Source organism: Kitasatospora sp. NPDC056076, assembly GCF_042266305.1.
Taxonomy (GTDB): Bacteria; Actinomycetota; Actinomycetes; order Streptomycetales; family Streptomycetaceae; genus Kitasatospora.
This window is the reverse complement of the sequence record NZ_JBHJWG010000005.1, coordinates 201,539-215,748: the sequence shown is the minus strand read 5'-3', so window position 1 is coordinate 215,748 and position 14,210 is coordinate 201,539. Positions and strand designations below refer to the sequence as shown.

At 75.5% G+C, this 14,210-nt stretch carries 16 protein-coding genes; 8 read left to right on the top strand and 8 right to left on the bottom strand.

Features of this window, described 5'->3' with window-relative positions; genetic code table 11:
* Positions 1–3 precede the first annotated feature (3 nt).
* Positions 4–1,041: an aldo/keto reductase gene (locus ACFC1T_RS06675; protein ID WP_375884483.1), complete on the bottom strand. Its 1,038-nt coding sequence runs from the start codon at positions 1,039–1,041 to the stop codon at positions 4–6.
* 126 nt (positions 1,042–1,167) lie between these two features.
* Here ACFC1T_RS06675 and ACFC1T_RS06670 point away from each other — a divergent pair, with 126 nt between their 5' ends.
* From ACFC1T_RS06670 to ACFC1T_RS06650, 5 genes are all read left to right on the top strand, one after another.
* Positions 1,168–1,800, top strand: a complete 633-nt coding sequence (locus tag ACFC1T_RS06670) for a TetR/AcrR family transcriptional regulator (protein ID WP_375884397.1) — start codon at positions 1,168–1,170, stop codon at positions 1,798–1,800.
* Positions 1,801–1,893: 93 nt separating this feature from the next.
* Positions 1,894–2,571 carry a C39 family peptidase gene (locus ACFC1T_RS06665; protein WP_375884394.1) on the top strand — a complete coding sequence of 226 codons (678 nt, stop codon included), beginning with the start codon at positions 1,894–1,896 and terminating at the stop codon, positions 2,569–2,571.
* 107 nt (positions 2,572–2,678) lie between these two features.
* Complete coding sequence (locus ACFC1T_RS06660; protein WP_375884392.1) at positions 2,679–2,804, top strand: hypothetical protein; 126 nt, start codon at positions 2,679–2,681, stop codon at positions 2,802–2,804.
* Positions 2,801–4,330, top strand: coding sequence for an ATP-binding protein (locus ACFC1T_RS06655; protein WP_375884390.1), 1,530 nt, complete (start codon positions 2,801–2,803; stop codon positions 4,328–4,330). The genes ACFC1T_RS06660 and ACFC1T_RS06655 overlap by 4 nt, the downstream gene beginning before the upstream one ends.
* On the top strand, positions 4,324–4,803 hold the full coding sequence (locus tag ACFC1T_RS06650; protein ID WP_375884387.1) for a GerMN domain-containing protein: 480 nt from the start codon (positions 4,324–4,326) through the stop codon (positions 4,801–4,803). Before ACFC1T_RS06655 ends, ACFC1T_RS06650 begins: the two co-directional genes overlap by 7 nt.
* 40 nt (positions 4,804–4,843) lie before the next feature.
* Here ACFC1T_RS06650 and ACFC1T_RS06645 read toward each other — a convergent pair whose 3' ends face one another.
* A complete protein-coding gene (locus tag ACFC1T_RS06645) occupies positions 4,844–5,890 on the bottom strand; it encodes a TerD family protein (RefSeq protein ID WP_375884385.1) in 1,047 nt (348 codons plus the stop codon).
* A gap of 58 nt (positions 5,891–5,948) precedes the next feature.
* Positions 5,949–6,203, bottom strand: coding sequence for a hypothetical protein (locus ACFC1T_RS06640; RefSeq protein ID WP_375884382.1), 255 nt, complete (start codon positions 6,201–6,203; stop codon positions 5,949–5,951).
* Between the two features lie 69 nt (positions 6,204–6,272).
* On the opposite strand from ACFC1T_RS06640, the gene ACFC1T_RS06635 reads away from it, so the two are divergent.
* Positions 6,273–7,565: a pyroglutamyl peptidase gene (locus tag ACFC1T_RS06635; RefSeq protein WP_375884380.1), complete on the top strand. Its 1,293-nt coding sequence runs from the start codon at positions 6,273–6,275 to the stop codon at positions 7,563–7,565.
* 56 nt (positions 7,566–7,621) lie between these two features.
* Here ACFC1T_RS06635 and ACFC1T_RS06630 read toward each other — a convergent pair whose 3' ends face one another.
* Entirely contained in the window at positions 7,622–8,107 is a 486-nt protein-coding gene (locus ACFC1T_RS06630) for an inorganic diphosphatase (protein WP_375884480.1), read from the bottom strand.
* 148 nt (positions 8,108–8,255) lie between these two features.
* On the opposite strand from ACFC1T_RS06630, the gene ACFC1T_RS06625 reads away from it, so the two are divergent.
* A complete protein-coding gene (locus ACFC1T_RS06625) occupies positions 8,256–9,089 on the top strand; it encodes a hypothetical protein (RefSeq protein WP_375884377.1) in 834 nt (277 codons plus the stop codon).
* Here ACFC1T_RS06625 and ACFC1T_RS06620 read toward each other — a convergent pair whose 3' ends face one another.
* The 3 genes from ACFC1T_RS06620 to ACFC1T_RS06610 all read right to left on the bottom strand — a co-directional run bounded on the left by ACFC1T_RS06620 (position 9,090) and on the right by ACFC1T_RS06610 (position 12,307).
* Positions 9,090–10,979, bottom strand: a complete 1,890-nt coding sequence (locus tag ACFC1T_RS06620; RefSeq protein ID WP_375884375.1) for a CocE/NonD family hydrolase — start codon at positions 10,977–10,979, stop codon at positions 9,090–9,092.
* Positions 10,976–11,437 carry a cupin domain-containing protein gene (locus ACFC1T_RS06615; protein WP_375884373.1) on the bottom strand — a complete coding sequence of 154 codons (462 nt, stop codon included), beginning with the start codon at positions 11,435–11,437 and terminating at the stop codon, positions 10,976–10,978. Before ACFC1T_RS06615 ends, ACFC1T_RS06620 begins: the two co-directional genes overlap by 4 nt.
* A 138-nt stretch (positions 11,438–11,575) precedes the next feature.
* Positions 11,576–12,307 (bottom strand): Mut7-C RNAse domain-containing protein, encoded by a 732-nt coding sequence (locus ACFC1T_RS06610; RefSeq protein ID WP_375884371.1) that lies wholly within the window; start codon positions 12,305–12,307, stop codon positions 11,576–11,578.
* Between the two features lie 145 nt (positions 12,308–12,452).
* Between ACFC1T_RS06610 and ACFC1T_RS06605 the strand changes: the two genes are divergently transcribed.
* On the top strand, positions 12,453–12,689 hold the full coding sequence (locus tag ACFC1T_RS06605; protein ID WP_375884369.1) for a hypothetical protein: 237 nt from the start codon (positions 12,453–12,455) through the stop codon (positions 12,687–12,689).
* Here ACFC1T_RS06605 and ACFC1T_RS06600 read toward each other — a convergent pair.
* On the bottom strand, positions 12,623–13,909 hold the full coding sequence (locus ACFC1T_RS06600) for an MFS transporter (RefSeq protein ID WP_375884367.1): 1,287 nt from the start codon (positions 13,907–13,909) through the stop codon (positions 12,623–12,625). The genes ACFC1T_RS06605 and ACFC1T_RS06600 overlap by 67 nt on opposite strands.
* Between the last annotated feature and the right edge of the window lie 301 nt (positions 13,910–14,210).

The window sequence follows — 14,210 nt, the reverse complement described above, 5'->3', positions numbered from 1 at the left end:
GGGTCAGCCCGCGAGCGGCGGGTTGAGGCGGGCGAAGGCCTCCTGCCGGTGGTACGGGAAGTACGGGTAGGGCGCGGTACGGGCACTGGCGGCGTCCAGCCGGGCGACCTGCTCCGGGGTCAGCGACCAGCCCACGGCGCCGAGGTTCTGCCGCAGCTGCTCCTCGTTGCGGGCACCGATGATCACGGAGGAGACGGTCGGGCGGCGCAGCAGCCAGTTGATCGCGATCTGGGGGACACTGCGGCCGGTCTCGGCGGCGACCTCGTCCAGGGCGTCGACCACCCGGAACAGCAGGTCCTCCTCGACCGGCGGGCCGTAGTCGGCGGTGTCGTGCAGCCGGCTGCCGGCCGGGAACGGCTCGCCGCGGCGGATCCGGCCGGTGAGGCGGCCCCAGCCCAGCGGGCTCCAGACCAGGGCCCCGACGCCCTCCTGCTCGGCGAGCGGCATCAGCTCCCACTCGTAGTCGCGGCCGACCAGGGAGTAGTAGACCTGGTGGGCGGCGTAGCGGGGGCGGCCGTGGCGCTCGGCCAGGTCGAGGGACTTCATCAGCTGCCAGCCGGAGAAGTTGGAGACGCCGGTGTAGCGGATCTTGCCCGCGCGGACCAGGTCCTCCAGGGTGGCCAGCACCTCCTCGATCGGGGTGGCGGCGTCGTAGGCGTGCAGCTGGAAGAGGTCGAGGCGGTCGGTGCGCAGGCGGCGCAGCGCGTCCTCGACGGAGCGCACCAGCCGGGCCCGGGAGGTGCCGGCGTCCTGGGGGCCGTCGCCGAGCGGCAGGCCGGCCTTGGTGGAGATCAGCACCTGGTCGCGGCGGCCGCGCAGAGCCTCGCCGAGCACCTCCTCGGCGGCGCCGTCGGAGTAGACGTCGGCGGTGTCGAAGAGGGTGACCCCGGCGTCGAGGGCGATGTCGAGCAGGCGGCGGGCCTGCTGGACGTCGGTGCTGCCCCAGGCGCCGAACAGCGGGCCGCGGCCGCCGAAGGTTCCGGTGCCGAGGCTGAGGGCGGGGACCTTGAGGCCGGAGGCGCCGAGGCGGCGGTACTCCATGCCGGTGGGTGCCGTGGTGGTAGTCATGACAGTTCTCCCCTCGGAGCCACTAATGGGACTCCCGTTCCGTTAGGATGCCTCGAAGCTAGCAGACTCCATCCAGCTAATGGAACAGGAATCCCGTTAATGGTCGACGAGCCCACCGAGCCCTCCACCCCCGGCACCGTCCGCCCCGGCGGCCGCACCGCCCGGGTCCGCGCCGCCGTCCTGCGGGCCGCCGAGGACGCCCTGGTCGAGCACGGCTTCGCCGGCCTCGACCTCGGCGACCTCGCCCAGCGCGCCGAGGTCGGCCGCACCACCGTCTACCGGCGCTGGGGCAGCACCACCGCCCTGGTCGCCGACCTGCTCGCCGACATGGCCGAGCAGTCGCTGCCGCGCACCCGCAGCGGCTCGCTCGCCGAGGACCTGCGGGCCAACGCCCGACTGGTCCGGCGCACCCTGGCCGACCCCCGGCAGGGCGCGCTGTTCCGCGCCGTCCTGGTGGCCGCCAACGGCGACCCGGGCACGGCCGAGGCGCTGCGGCACTTCTACCGGCGCCGGGTCGAGGAGTGGGCGCCGTGCGTCACCGAAGCCGTCGAGCGCGGCGAACTCCCGCCCGGCACCGACCCGTTCGAGGTGATCCGGGCCGTCTCGGCGCCGCTCTACTACCGGATGCTCACCACCGCCGAACCGCTCGACGAGGCGGCCGCCGACCGCGCCGCGGCCGCCGCCGAGGCCGCCGCCCGGGCGGGGGCGTACCGGCGGGCCGGGGCGGGCTGAGGCGCCCTGCCGGGCGCCCCGGCGCCTACGGTCCGTCACCTGATCGCCGCCCACCGGCTGCGGAGCGCAACCACCCTTCGTAGCGTCATGCCCATGACGATCACCTCGCGCGCACGGGCCGCCTGCCTCGCCGTCCTGACCACCGCAACCCTGGCAGCGGGCGCCGGCCCCGCCTCGGCCGCCCCCGTGGCCGTGTCCGTTCCCTCCTACGAGCAGCAGCTCGGCGACGACTGCGAGGCGGCCGCGCTGCGCATGCTCCTCGCCGCCCGCGGCGTGCGGGCCGACGACCAGCAGATCCTGGACCGGATCGGCGTCGACCGGGACCACCCGGAGTTCGGCCACTCCGGCCCGCTGTCCGGCGACCCCTACGTAGCCTTCGTCGGCGACCCGGACGGCTCGGAGTCGGCCGGCACCGGCTTCGGCGTCTACTCCCCGCCCGTCGCCGGGGCCGCCCGCTCGTACGGGCTCACCGTGCGCCAGGACGGCCCGGGCGTCTCCGTCCAGCAGCTCAAGGACCAGCTGGCCGCCGGCCACCCGGCGATCGTCTGGGTGGACTACCTCTGGCGCCACCTCAGGAGCACCACCTACACGGCCTACGACGGCCGGAGCGTGCTGTACGCCGGGCCGGACGAGCACACCGTCGTGGTCACCGGGTTCAGCGGCGGCAGGGTGTCGCTCAACGATCCCGCCCGGGGCCGCACCACGGTCCCCGAGGAGGACTTCGCCGACGGCTACGCCACCTACGGGCAGATGGCGGTGGTCATCGACTGACCGGCGCCCGCGCAGCCTGTGAGCGATGTATGAGTTTTTGGCAAGAACCCGTCCCCGAACCGCCCCCGTGGCGCATTGCCCCAGGTCAACCCCCGATACTGACTCCCATGGCACGGCTATTCCTGTTCGAGGACGACGACTCCGCACCCGAGGCCCCGGCGCTCGGCCCGCGCGGCTGCCTGCGCCGCGGCCCGCGCTGCGGCCTCCGCCGCGGCCGCTTCGGGCCGCAGTGAGCGCCGCCGCCACCCCGGACCCCGCACCGGCCGCCGCGCCCCGACCGTCCGACGACCCGCCGCCGCGCCCGGGCCCGCACCCGCCGCGGCTGGTCCGGCTGCGCCGCGCCGTCGCCGGGCTGCGGCCACGCCTGCTGGTGGCCTTCGTCGCCGTCGCCGCCCTGAGCGCGCTGGCCACCGCCACCCTCACCTACCGGGCCGCCACCACCTCCACCCTCGACCTGACCAAGGACACCGCCCTGGACGAGCTGCGCCGCCGCGTCGACGTGCTCGCCCCGGCCCTGCCCTTCCCGCCCACCCAGGGCGAACTCGACCGCCTGGCCGCCCAGTTGTCGGGCACCGGCGGCTTCCGCGACTGGCGGGTGCTGGCCTCCTACGGCGCCGAGCACTCGGAGTGGACCCAGCCCGTGGCCGTCCCGCCGGCCCTCCAGCACACCGTCGACACCGGCCACGCCGCGTTCCAGCGCTTCGCCGCCGACGGCCACCCCTGGCTCGCCGTCGGCGTCCCCGTCAGCTACGCGAAGGGCGGCCCCGCCGGGGCGTCCGGGCTCACCGTCTACGCCCTGCTCCCCCTCGACCGCGAGCAGAGCGCCGCCTCCGCCCTGCTCGCCGGCGCCGCCGGGGCCGGGGCCTTCGCCGCCGTGCTGGCCGCCGGACTCGCCCTGCTGGCCGCCCGCCAGGTGCTGCGGCCGGTCCGGGCGCTCGGCGACGCCGCCCGGGCCCTGGCCCAGGGCCGGCTGGACACCCGGCTGACCGTCACCGGGCACGACGAACTCGCCCAGCTCTCCAAGACCTTCAACCACACCGCCCGCACCCTCCAGGGCACCATCGAGGAACTGCGCGCCATCGAGTCCCAGGGCCGGCGCTTCGCCGCCGACGTCTCGCACGAACTGCGCACCCCGCTGGCCGCGATGCTCGCCGTCACCGACATCCTCGACGAGGACGCCGAACAGCTGCCCGCCGACACCGCCACCGCACTGCGCATGATCAGCAACGAGACCGTACGACTGACCAGGCTGGTCAACGACCTGATCGAGATCTCCCGGCTGGACGCCGGGGCCGCCCCCCTGCGCACCGAGACCGTCGACGCCGCCACCGCCGTGCGCGAGACCCTCGACCTGCGCGGCTGGGGCGAGCAGGTCGACCTCGACCTGCCCGCCGCCCTGCCCGTCCGGCTCGACCCGCGCCGCTTCGACGTCGTCGTCGCCAACCTGGTCGGCAACGCCCTGCGCCACGGCCGCCCGCCGGTGCGGCTCGCCCTGCGGGGCAGCGAGGAGGAACTGGTGCTCACCGTCACCGACCACGGTCCGGGCATCCCGCCCACCGAACTCCCGCACCTGTTCGACCGGTTCTACAAGGCCGACAAGTCCCGGGCCCGCTCCGAGGGCAGCGGCCTGGGCCTGGCCATCGCCCAGGAGAACGCCCGGCTGCACGGCGGCCTCATCGAGGCCGCCAACGTGCCGGACGGCGGAGCGGTGTTCACCCTCGTCCTGCCCCGCGGACTGGACGGGGAGGAGGAATGGTGACCCTCCGCCGACTCGTCCCGCTGGCCGCGGTCCTGCTGCTGACCGGCGGCTGCTCCATCTCCACCACCGGCTCGGTCCGCAGCGGCCAGCCGGCCACCGGCGTCCAGCCCGGCACCCGGCTGTACTTCCTCGACCAGCACGGCATCCGGCCCGCCATCCGGCCCAGCGCCGAGCGCGAGGACCTCCAGCAGACCCTGGACACCCTGCTGGCCGGGCCCGACCCGACCGAACGGCGCACCGGCCTGTACAGCGACCTCCCCAAGGACGGCCGGGTCCAGGCCACCGCCACCCCCGGTGTGGTCACCCTGCGGCTCTCCTGGCCCGCCGCCTCGCTGTCCGCCCCCGCCATCCAGCAGCTCGTCTGCACCACCGAGGACGCCCCCACCGCCGGCCCGGTGCCGAAGGTCGCCATCGTCAGCAGCGACGCCCCCTCGGCCATCCAGCAGCAGTGCGACCTGCACCGCACCGGCTGAGCGAGGGGGCGTCGGACCGGGGGCACGAGGGCCGGGGGGTTTAGAAGAAGGAGTCGTCGTCCTCGTAGTAGTTGTTGACGACCACCTGCGGCTCGTCGTCGCTCAGCGCCTCGTTCAGCAGCATGCCGCCGACCAGGCCGGCCGCACCCGCGCCGATCATCGCGCCGGTGCCGAAGCGGCGGCCGCCCTGCTCCTGCTGCTGGGCGGGCACCTGCGGCTGCGCCTGCTGCGGGTAGCCCTGCTGGGGGTAACCGGCCTGCGGCGGGGTGTAGAACGGCGGGACGGTGGTCTGCGCCCGCTGGGCGCAGGCGGCGCAGGTCTCGACCTGGCGCGGCACGCCCCACTGCGGCTGCCACAGCACCACGGCCGAACCGGCGCCGTGGGTGGGGTCGAAGAAGCACGTCACGGGTGAACTCCCTGTAGCTGGCTGGGTCTTCGGAACGGCGGGGACGACCGGCGGCGCCGCGGGCGCGACCGGTACGGGCGCGGAGACGGGGGCAAGGGCAGGGGCCGGAGCCGCCGGCGCGGGCTGCAGGACGTCGACCCCGAAGTCGGTGGCGATGCCCGCGAGCCCGGAGGCGTAGCCCTGCCCGACCGCGCGGAACTTCCAGTCGGCGCCGTTACGGTAGAGCTCGCCGAACACCATGGCCGTCTCGCTGCCCGTCTCGGGCGTCACGTCGTAGCGCGCCACCTCGGTGCCGCTGTCCGCGTCGACGACCCGCACGTACGCACGGCGCACCTGGCCGAAGCTCTGCCGCCGCTGCGCCGCGTCGTAGATCGCCACCGCGAAGGCGACCTTCTCCACCTGGGCCGAGACGTCCCCGAGCCGGACCTCGATCCGCTCCGCGTCCTCGCCGCCCCCGCCGGAGCCCAGGTGGCGGACCGCGCCGTCCGGGCTCTGCAGGTTGTTGAAGAAGACGAAGTGCTGGTCCGTGAGGACCTTCCCGGACGGGCCGCACAGCAGCGCGCTGGCGTCCAGGTCGTACCCGGCTCCGGCCGTCCACCCGAGGCACACCCGGACGGACCGCACGCCGGGCGCCTGCCGGGCCAGGGAGACGTTGCCACCCTTCGTCAGGGCCACACTCATGGGGTTTCCTCCACCACCGTCCGAATCACGCTGTTCGACCACGACAACGCTGTAGAGCTCACGCCGGTTCCCGCCCCTGCGACCCGATGCGGACGGGGAGTTCCAGCAGGCCGCGGGCGCGCAGCGCGGGGCGGTGGCCCAGCTCCTCGGCCGGGGCGTCCAGGGCCAGGTCGGGGAAGCGGCGCAGCAGGTACCGGACGGGCAGTCCGTCCGGGCCGGTGACCCGGTGCACGGGCGCCTCGGCGCGCAGCGCGGCGTAGGCGCCGTAGGGGTCGCTGATCAGGGACTTCACGGTCGGATCGAGGGGTGTCACCCGCTCAGCCTACGGGCACGGCGCAGGCACCCTGGCGGGGTGTCAGCCCGCCGCCTAGGGTCAGTGGCCATGACAATGACCCGCCGCGCCGCGAGCTCCGCCATCCGCCGCGCCGCCCTGGCGACCGCACTCGTCGGCACCCTCGCCGCGCTGCTCGCCCCCGCCGCCGGGGCCCAGGCCGCACCGGCCGGCTGCCGGACCGTCACCACCGCCCCACCGGACGCCGAACAGGCCCGGCTGCAGGACGCCCGGACCGCCGTCTTCACCGAGCGCTCCGGCCTCGCCGACCTGCTCCACAGCTTCCCCGCCGCCCTCTGCGCCGCCCGCACCGCCCACCGCGCCCAGCGGGTGGTCGACAGCTGGGGCCGCAAGCTCTGGCAGGCCGGCCTCGACCGCGCCCAGGGGCGCCGGCCCGGCGGCGAACTGCCCGCTCTCGACGACCGCCCGCTGTACTGGGCGCGACTCGCCATGACCGTGCAACTCGCCCAGTGGCAGCCCCGGTTCGACGTCGACCACGCCGGACTGCGGGCCCGCTTCGAGGACGCCTCGCGCGGCCTCGACGACGGCTTCGCCGACGAACCCGACCCCGGCGTCCGACGGATCTTCGTCAGCGGCTTCGACCCGTACGGCCTGGACACCGAAGCGCGCCGCGCCAACCCCTCCGGCGCGGCCGTGCTGCACCTGCACGGGCAGCGGATCACCCTCGCCGACGGCAGCACCGCCGAGGTGCGGGCCGTCGTCCTGCCGGTGCGCTACCGCGACTTCGACCAGGGCATCGTGGAACGCGCCTTCGGCCCCCACCTGGAGCCCGGCGGCCCGCAGTCCGCCGACCTGATCACCAGCATCAGCCAGGGCTACCCGGGCAAGTTCACCCTGGAGGCCTGGGCCGGCCGCGCCCGCTCCGCCGACCCGTACACCGACAACGCCGCCGCGCTCTCCGGCGGCACCCGGCAGCACCCGGTGGACGCCCCGGGCCTCGCCGACGGCCCGGAGTTCATCCGCACCACCCTGCCCACCGACGCCATGACGGCCGTCCAGCAGCCCTACCCCGTGCTGCTCAACACCCCCGTCACCGAGATCCCCGCGGGCGCCACCGCCCCGGTCGACCGCCCCGACGGGCCGACCCCCGGCTCCCGCGCCGTCGCCGGGGGCGGCGGGGGCTACCTCTCCAACGAGGTCGCCTACCGCTCCAACCGCCTGCGCCTCGACCTCGACCCCGCGCTGCCCGGCGGCCACCTCCACACCCCGGTCCTCACCGGCCTCCCGGACCGGCAGGACCGCGTCACCTCACCGGAGTTCGAGCACAACGAGGCCGCCATCGCCGCCCAGGTGCGCGCGATCCTGAGCAGCGCGCGGCTCTGAGCCGACGAACCGCTGGGCCCGGGCCCGGCCGTGGGCCCGGGCCCAGCTGGACGGGCTCAGGCCGGGCGGGCGAAGCGGGTGCCCGCCGCCCGGGCACGCGATTCGGCGATCTCGGCGTAGGCGGCGTCCCGGCCCGCCCAGTGCGAGCCCTCGACCGACGTGCCGCGCTCCAGGTCCTTGTAGACCTGGAAGAAGTGGGTGATCTCCAGCAGGTCGAACTCGCGCAGGTCGCCGATGTCCCGCAGGTCGGCGTAGCGGGGGTCGCGGGCCGGGACGCAGAGGACCTTCTGGTCGGGTCCGCGCTCGTCGCGCATCACCCACATCCCGACCGCCCGGCAGGTGAGCACGCAGCCGGGGACGGCGGGTTCGCCGCCGAGGACGAGTGCGTCCAGCGGTTCCCCGTCGCCGCCGAGGGTGCGTTCGACGTACCCGTAGTCGGCGGGGTAGCGGGTGGCGGTGAAGAGGGTGCGGTCCAGCCTGATCCGGCCCGCGTCGAAGTCCATCACGTACTTGTTGCGCGATCCCTGCGGGATCTCGACCATCACCTCGAACTCCGCCGGCTCCACGGGCTCCACGGGCTCCACTCTCGCCTCCTCCACTGGTCCTGGGGAGATTGTCCGCCGTCAGGGCGCCGTGAGCGGCCACCGAAACGACACCCGTCGTTCGGGCCCGGCCGATAGCATCCGCACCATGGGGAGCTGGCAGGTTACGGTCATGAACCACCGCCGCGAGCCCGGCGGCCGTCCGCAGGGGCGCCCGGCGGGGCCGCTGGCGCGGCGCGAGGGGTGGACGCTGCACGGCGGGGACGGCGAGCTCAGCTGGGTCGACGCCGCCGGCGAGGTCCGCTGGCGCCGCCCCTGCCCGGGCCGGCCGAACGCGGCGCACCTGTCCGCCGACCGGGTGCTGGTCACCACCACCTCCTTCGACTACACCGCCTGGGGCCACCTCGGCCCGGCCCTGCTGCTGGACCTCGCCGACGGCACGCCGGTCGCCGAGCTGCGCGGGGAACGCGGTGCGGCGCTCGGCGACGGGCGCTTCGTCCTGGGGCTGGAGGGCTACGGCCACTTCGACACCAGGGCCCACGACCGGGACGGCGCCGTGGTCGACTCCTGGCGCAGCTTCGGCCACTACGTGGTCGGCACGGCCGGACCGGCCGGCACCGGCCTGCGGGTGGTGGAGACCGACCGCCGCCACCCCACCGGCAGCCGGGTGGTGCGGCTGCTGCCCGGCGGGGTGGTCGAGCCCGGCCCGCTGCTGAGCGACGCCCTGGCCCCCGAGCCGCTGGTGCTGCCCGACGGCACCCTGCTGGTGCTGGACGCGGGAGTGCTGCGTGCCGTCGGGCGGGAGCTGGACGACGCGGTGCTCGCCGAACTGCTCCCGCTCGACCCCGCCGACCGGCACCGCTTCACCGGTTCACTGCACCGCGGCCCCGAGGGCCTGACCGCGACCCTGGTCGAGCGCCACCCGACCCGGATGGGCAGCTACAGCTCCCACATCTGGACCCTCGGCCTGGCGGGCAGGTAACTACCGCTGCACCAGCGGGAGTTCCAGCACCGAACCGGACTCGCCGCCGTGCCCGCCGTAGCCGATCCGGTACTGCGCGCGGCCGTCGGCCGGGAGCAGCTGGAAGGAGTCGGGGTTGGCGGCGGCCACGGTGAGCCGGATCCGGTCGCCGGCCCGGAAGAGCACCGAGACCGGCTGGAGGTCGATCACCACCCGCTGCGCCCGCCCCTGCGGGAAGGGCGTGGCGTCGGTGGCCGCGAAGCTGCGGGGCGTGCGCAGCCGCCGCCAGTCGGGGTTGTCGTCGGAGTCGGCCACCGCCCGGTCGGCGAGGGCGAGTTGGCCCTCCGTCAGATAGGTGGCCCGGCCGTCCGGGGCGACGTCCTCCAGGTAGACGTGCAGGGCGCCGTTCGCCGAGCCGGCCAGGCCGGTGACGTCGAGGGTGACCCTGCCGTTGCCGGTGACCCGGGCGGGCTCGGTCAGCGGCGCGGTGGTGTAGCTGAGCAGCTTGCCGTCCACGGCCGCCCGGTCGGGGTAACTCACCTTGCTGCCGCTGAGGTTGGTGTTCCAGCGGTCGAGCGGGCCGGTGCCGGCGGTCGGGTCCAGGCTCAGCAGGTCGGAGCCGGCCGGGCCGCTCCCGGTCCGCCCCTCGGTGAGGGTGTTGCCCGCGCCGAGCCGGAAGGGCCGGGTGCGGGTCCCGGGCACCGGCCAGCGGCTGGTGGTGCGCCAGACGTCCTCGTTGAAGGTGTAGTAGTGCACCTGCCGCCTGCCGTCGGGGCGGGCGCCGTCGCGCACGTAGCGGTCGAAGAAGTCGACCACCCGCTGGTCGTTCTGCTCGTGCTCGGCCGGGGTGAGCGGCCGGGCGGGCCGGAACGGGTCGGCGAGCCAGCCGGCGCCGTGGTTCCAGGGGCCGATCCAGTCGTCCTGGGTGTTGGACAGGCCGCTGAACTGGGACAGCACGCCGTTGGCCGTCCCCGCGTCCAGCCAGCCGGCCCGGGTCAGCACCGGGACGCCGCCGTCCTCGACGGCGTCGGTCTGTTCGCCGACGCTGCCGACCGTCCAGCTCTGCGGGCCGTTGCGGTAGTCGCGGTGGACGCCCTGCTGCGCCATGTCGACCAGGTTGGCGTTGTTCGCGTGCTCGGCGCGCGCGGCGGCCATCAGGGCGGGTCCGTCCGGGCCGTCGACCGGACGGGGGGTCAGGCCGGTGAGGCCGACCTGGGCGCAGAGCTGCCGGGTCTGCGCACTGGTCTCACAGGTGGTGCCGCCGGCCTGGTCCAGGATGCGCAGCAGCAGCGCGTACGGGGCGAGCCGGGGCTCGATCAGCAGCCCGCCGGGGCGGACCAGGTCCTCGTAGGGGTCGAAGTCGTAGGAGATCGGTGCGGCGGCGGTGATGTGGTGGTTGCCGAGGGCGGTGGCGAGCATCGCGGTGTCGCCGCCGTAGGAGACACCGGTGGTGCCGACCCGGCCGTTGGACCAGGGCTGGGCGGCGATCCAGTCGCTGAGCGGGCCGCTGTCGGCGACCAGGTCCGCGCCCAGTTCGGAGGTCAGGGTGCCGAAGGAGGCGCCGGTGCCGCGCAGGTCGGCGACGACGTAGGCGTAGCCCTTGGCGTTCCAGGCCTCGGCCTCGCCGCTGGTGCCGCCCGACTGGCCGGCCAGGACGCGGGCGCGCCAGTAGCGCTGGGTGACCAGGACGGTGGGCAGCTCGGCCCCGGGTTCGGTGCCGTTCGGCAGGTAGACGTCGACGGCGAGGCGGACGCCGTCGGGCATGGCCACGTAGCGCGACTGGAGGTGGGGTGCGGCGGTGCCGGTGTCCGCGACGGCCGGGGCCGTGCCCAGGCCGAACAGGGTGAGCGCGGCGACGGCGGCCGCGGCGGTGCGGCGTAACCGCCGGTGGGCCGTCCTGCCCCGGCTCATCGGACGGTCGCCTTCCAGGGGCCTTCCTCCGGGCGCGCCTCGGAGTCCGTGTCCGGCCAGGGCGGCATGGTGACGGCGGTGATGCGCAGCGGCCCGTCGGCGTCCTGGTCGGCCCGGAACTGGAAGGCGGTGCCCAGCGGGATCGAGACGGCCGCCCCCGGGGCGAGCCGGTGGACCTCCTCCCGGCCGTCCTGGCGCCGCCACAGCTCGCCGCGGCCGGCGGTGACCTGCCACAGCTCCTGCACGGTGGCGTGCGACACGGCGTGGGTGACCTGCCCGGGGGCGAGTTCGAAGACCGCGAGGCTGCCGAGCCCGTCCAGGACCAGCAGCGGGCGGACCACGGCGCCGTCGGGCGCGGTCACCACCGGGGCGGTGGCGGGCTCGGCGCTCTCGAAGGGTTGGTGCTCGGGTGAGGAGGAGTGGTGCGGTACGGGCTGGTGCACTGGCTGATCGTTCATCCGACGACCCGGCCTCTCTCGTACGAAGGAGTTCCTGGGCTCGTCCCCCGTCGCCGATCAGACCATGCCCGCCGGACGGCCCACCATCCGCAGCGGTCCGTATCCGACCCCGAGAGAACCCCGAGGAGCCCGGCTCCGCTACCCCGAGACTCCCCCGAACTCGCGCACCGCATCGGTGACGATGGCCTCCAGCCGGGCGTGGTGGGCCCCGCGCCAGTAGGCCTGGCCGCAGTCCGCGCACTGGGCGAAGGCGTCGTACGAGCGCTCGGTGCCGTCGTGCAGCTGTTCGCGCACCGTCGTCTTGCTCACCGTACGCAGCGTGCCGTTGCAGGTGGTGCACCGGCTCCAGGGGGCGAGCGGCGGGGCGAAGCGGGAGAGCACGTCGCGCAGCTGCTCGGCGGGGCGGTGGCTGTAGACGTACGCACCGGCCCACAGTTCGCGGCGGCGCAGCAGGCCGCGGTCGCGCGAGAGCATGACGCGCTGTTCGGCGGCGGAGCGGGCGGCCAGCGCGGCGTCGCCGATGTCGGGGTTCTCGTAGGCGGCGTCGATGCCGAGCAGGCGCAGCCGGCGGGTGAGGGTGCCGAGGTGGACGTCCAGCAGGAAGCGCGGCGGGGCGGGCGAGGGCTGCGGCCGGGCGACGGCGGCGACGCTGACCTGCTCGGCGTCGGCCGGGACGTACGAGCCGGGCACCGGGCGGCCGTCCACCAGCAGGGCGCCGACCTCGGTGAGCGGCACGCCCAGCGACTCGACCAGGTGGCCGAGGCTGGAGGTGCCGTCGGTGCGCAGCGCGGTGCGGCCGGCCCGCCGGGGCGCGGAGACGAAGAGGTGCAGCTCAGGGGCGAGGTCGAGCCAGATCTGGGGTCTGTCCACGCGGCCAGCATGCCAGCGGGCGGCGGGCGGGGGCCAGCGGTTTCCGGGGCCCGCTGCGCGGGGCCCGCGCGGGGCGCTGCGCGGCGGGCCCGCGGAGTAGTATCGGCCGTATCCGGAACAGCAGCAGCGGCGGTTGGAGCGTGCGATGACCGGGAACGAGCGGCGGGACGGCCGGCCGGTCCGGTCGGACGGCCTGGTGGAGGAGGCGCCGGACGACCTGCTGGAGGACGCGCCGGACGACCTGTTCGCCGACCGCTCCGAGCGGCCGGCCTCCAGGGCCGGGCGCGCGGCGCCGTACGGCGGCGACGACGATCTCTACGGCGCCTCGGCGGCGGTGGCCCCGACGGCCGGGGAGGACGGCGCGGGGGCCGGCGGCAGGTAGTCGCGGTCGCGCGCCGCCCAGCGGGCCACCGGGCCCATCGCGTACCCGGCGGCGAGGAACACCCCGCCCAGTACCAGCCAGCCCGTGAGCCCGCCGTCCAGCAGCAGCGTGGTGAGCAGCAGCGGCCCCAGGGTGCGGGCGACGGCGACGCCGGTGCCGAAGAAGCCCTGGTACTGGCCGATCCGCTCCGGCGGCGCGAGGTCGAAGCCGAGCTGCCAGGAACCGGCCGACTGCCGCATCTCGCCCGCCACCTGCAGCACGGCCGCGACCACCAGCAGGGCGGCGAACCCCCACGCCGGGACGGACAGCACGGACAGTCCGCAGACCGCGCAGGAGGCGAGCAGCAGCACCCCGGACGACCGCACGGCCCGGACGGCCGAGTCCAGTCCGCTGACGTCGCGGGCCGCCCGGACCTGGAAGGCCAGCACGGCCAGGGTGTTGAGCACGAACAGCGCCGAGCCGAGCCAGCCGAGGCCGGGGGCGCGCTGGGCGATCCACAGCGGCAGGATCAGGCTGAGCATCGGCATCCGCAGCAGCAGCACGGTGTTGACCAGGGTGACGGCGACGTAGCGGCGGTCCCGCAGCACGGCCAGTCGTGGTCCGGCGGCCGGGTCGGCCGGTGCGGGCGGGGCCTCGGGCAGCCGGCGCAGCACCAGCGCACCGGCCAGGAAGCCGAGGGCGGTGACGGTGAAGGCGCCGAAGTAGGCCTCCCGGGTGCCGACGGTGAGCGCGATGCCGCCGATGGCGGCCCCAACGGCCAGTCCTCCGTTGAGGGTTGACTGGAGGTGGGCGAGCAGTCCGGTGCGCTCGGCGGTCGGCACCAGGCCGGCGACCAGGGCCTGCCGGGCCGCGGTGAGGCCGGACTGCGCGGTGGCGTAGAGGCAGACGGCGAGCAGGAACAGCGGGTAGGAGCGGACGACCAGGAGGACGGCGACCACGCCGGCCGTGGCGAGCGCGAGGGCCACGGCGGTGCGGCGCGGGCCGCGGCGGTCGGCGAGGGCGCCGAGCGGGACGCCCGCCAGCGAGCCGAGCGCCCAGGCGACGGCGAGTCCGAAGCCGAGGGCGGTCGGCGACATCCCGATGACGCGGGTGAAGTAGAGCGCGGAGCAGGTGTAGTAGGCGCCGTCGCCCACCGCGCTCGCCAACTGGGCTGCGGCGAGCGTTCGTTGGGGGCCGGCGGGGGGCAGCAGGGCGAGCCGGGCGGCGCTCTGGTTCGGCACTTCTCTCCTGTCGGATCCAGGCGGTCGGGCGAGGCCCAGCCTAGGGAAGAAGTGGACCGGCCGACAGGTCCATTGATCTTGAATTTTCCCGGTCCACTTCCGGGGCCCCGCCGCACCGTCGGACGAGCCGTGAACTCCCGTACGACAGAGCCCTGTTGATCGTCCAGCAGCACTCCGCGCGGCCGCTCCGAGGCCCCGCCCGCCCGGGCGAAGCCCCCTCCGTACCCGCTCCGACTCCGCCGGCCGAAGCGGACCGGACACCTCCACCACCCGGCCGGAGGGCCAAGATTGGCCGTGTTGA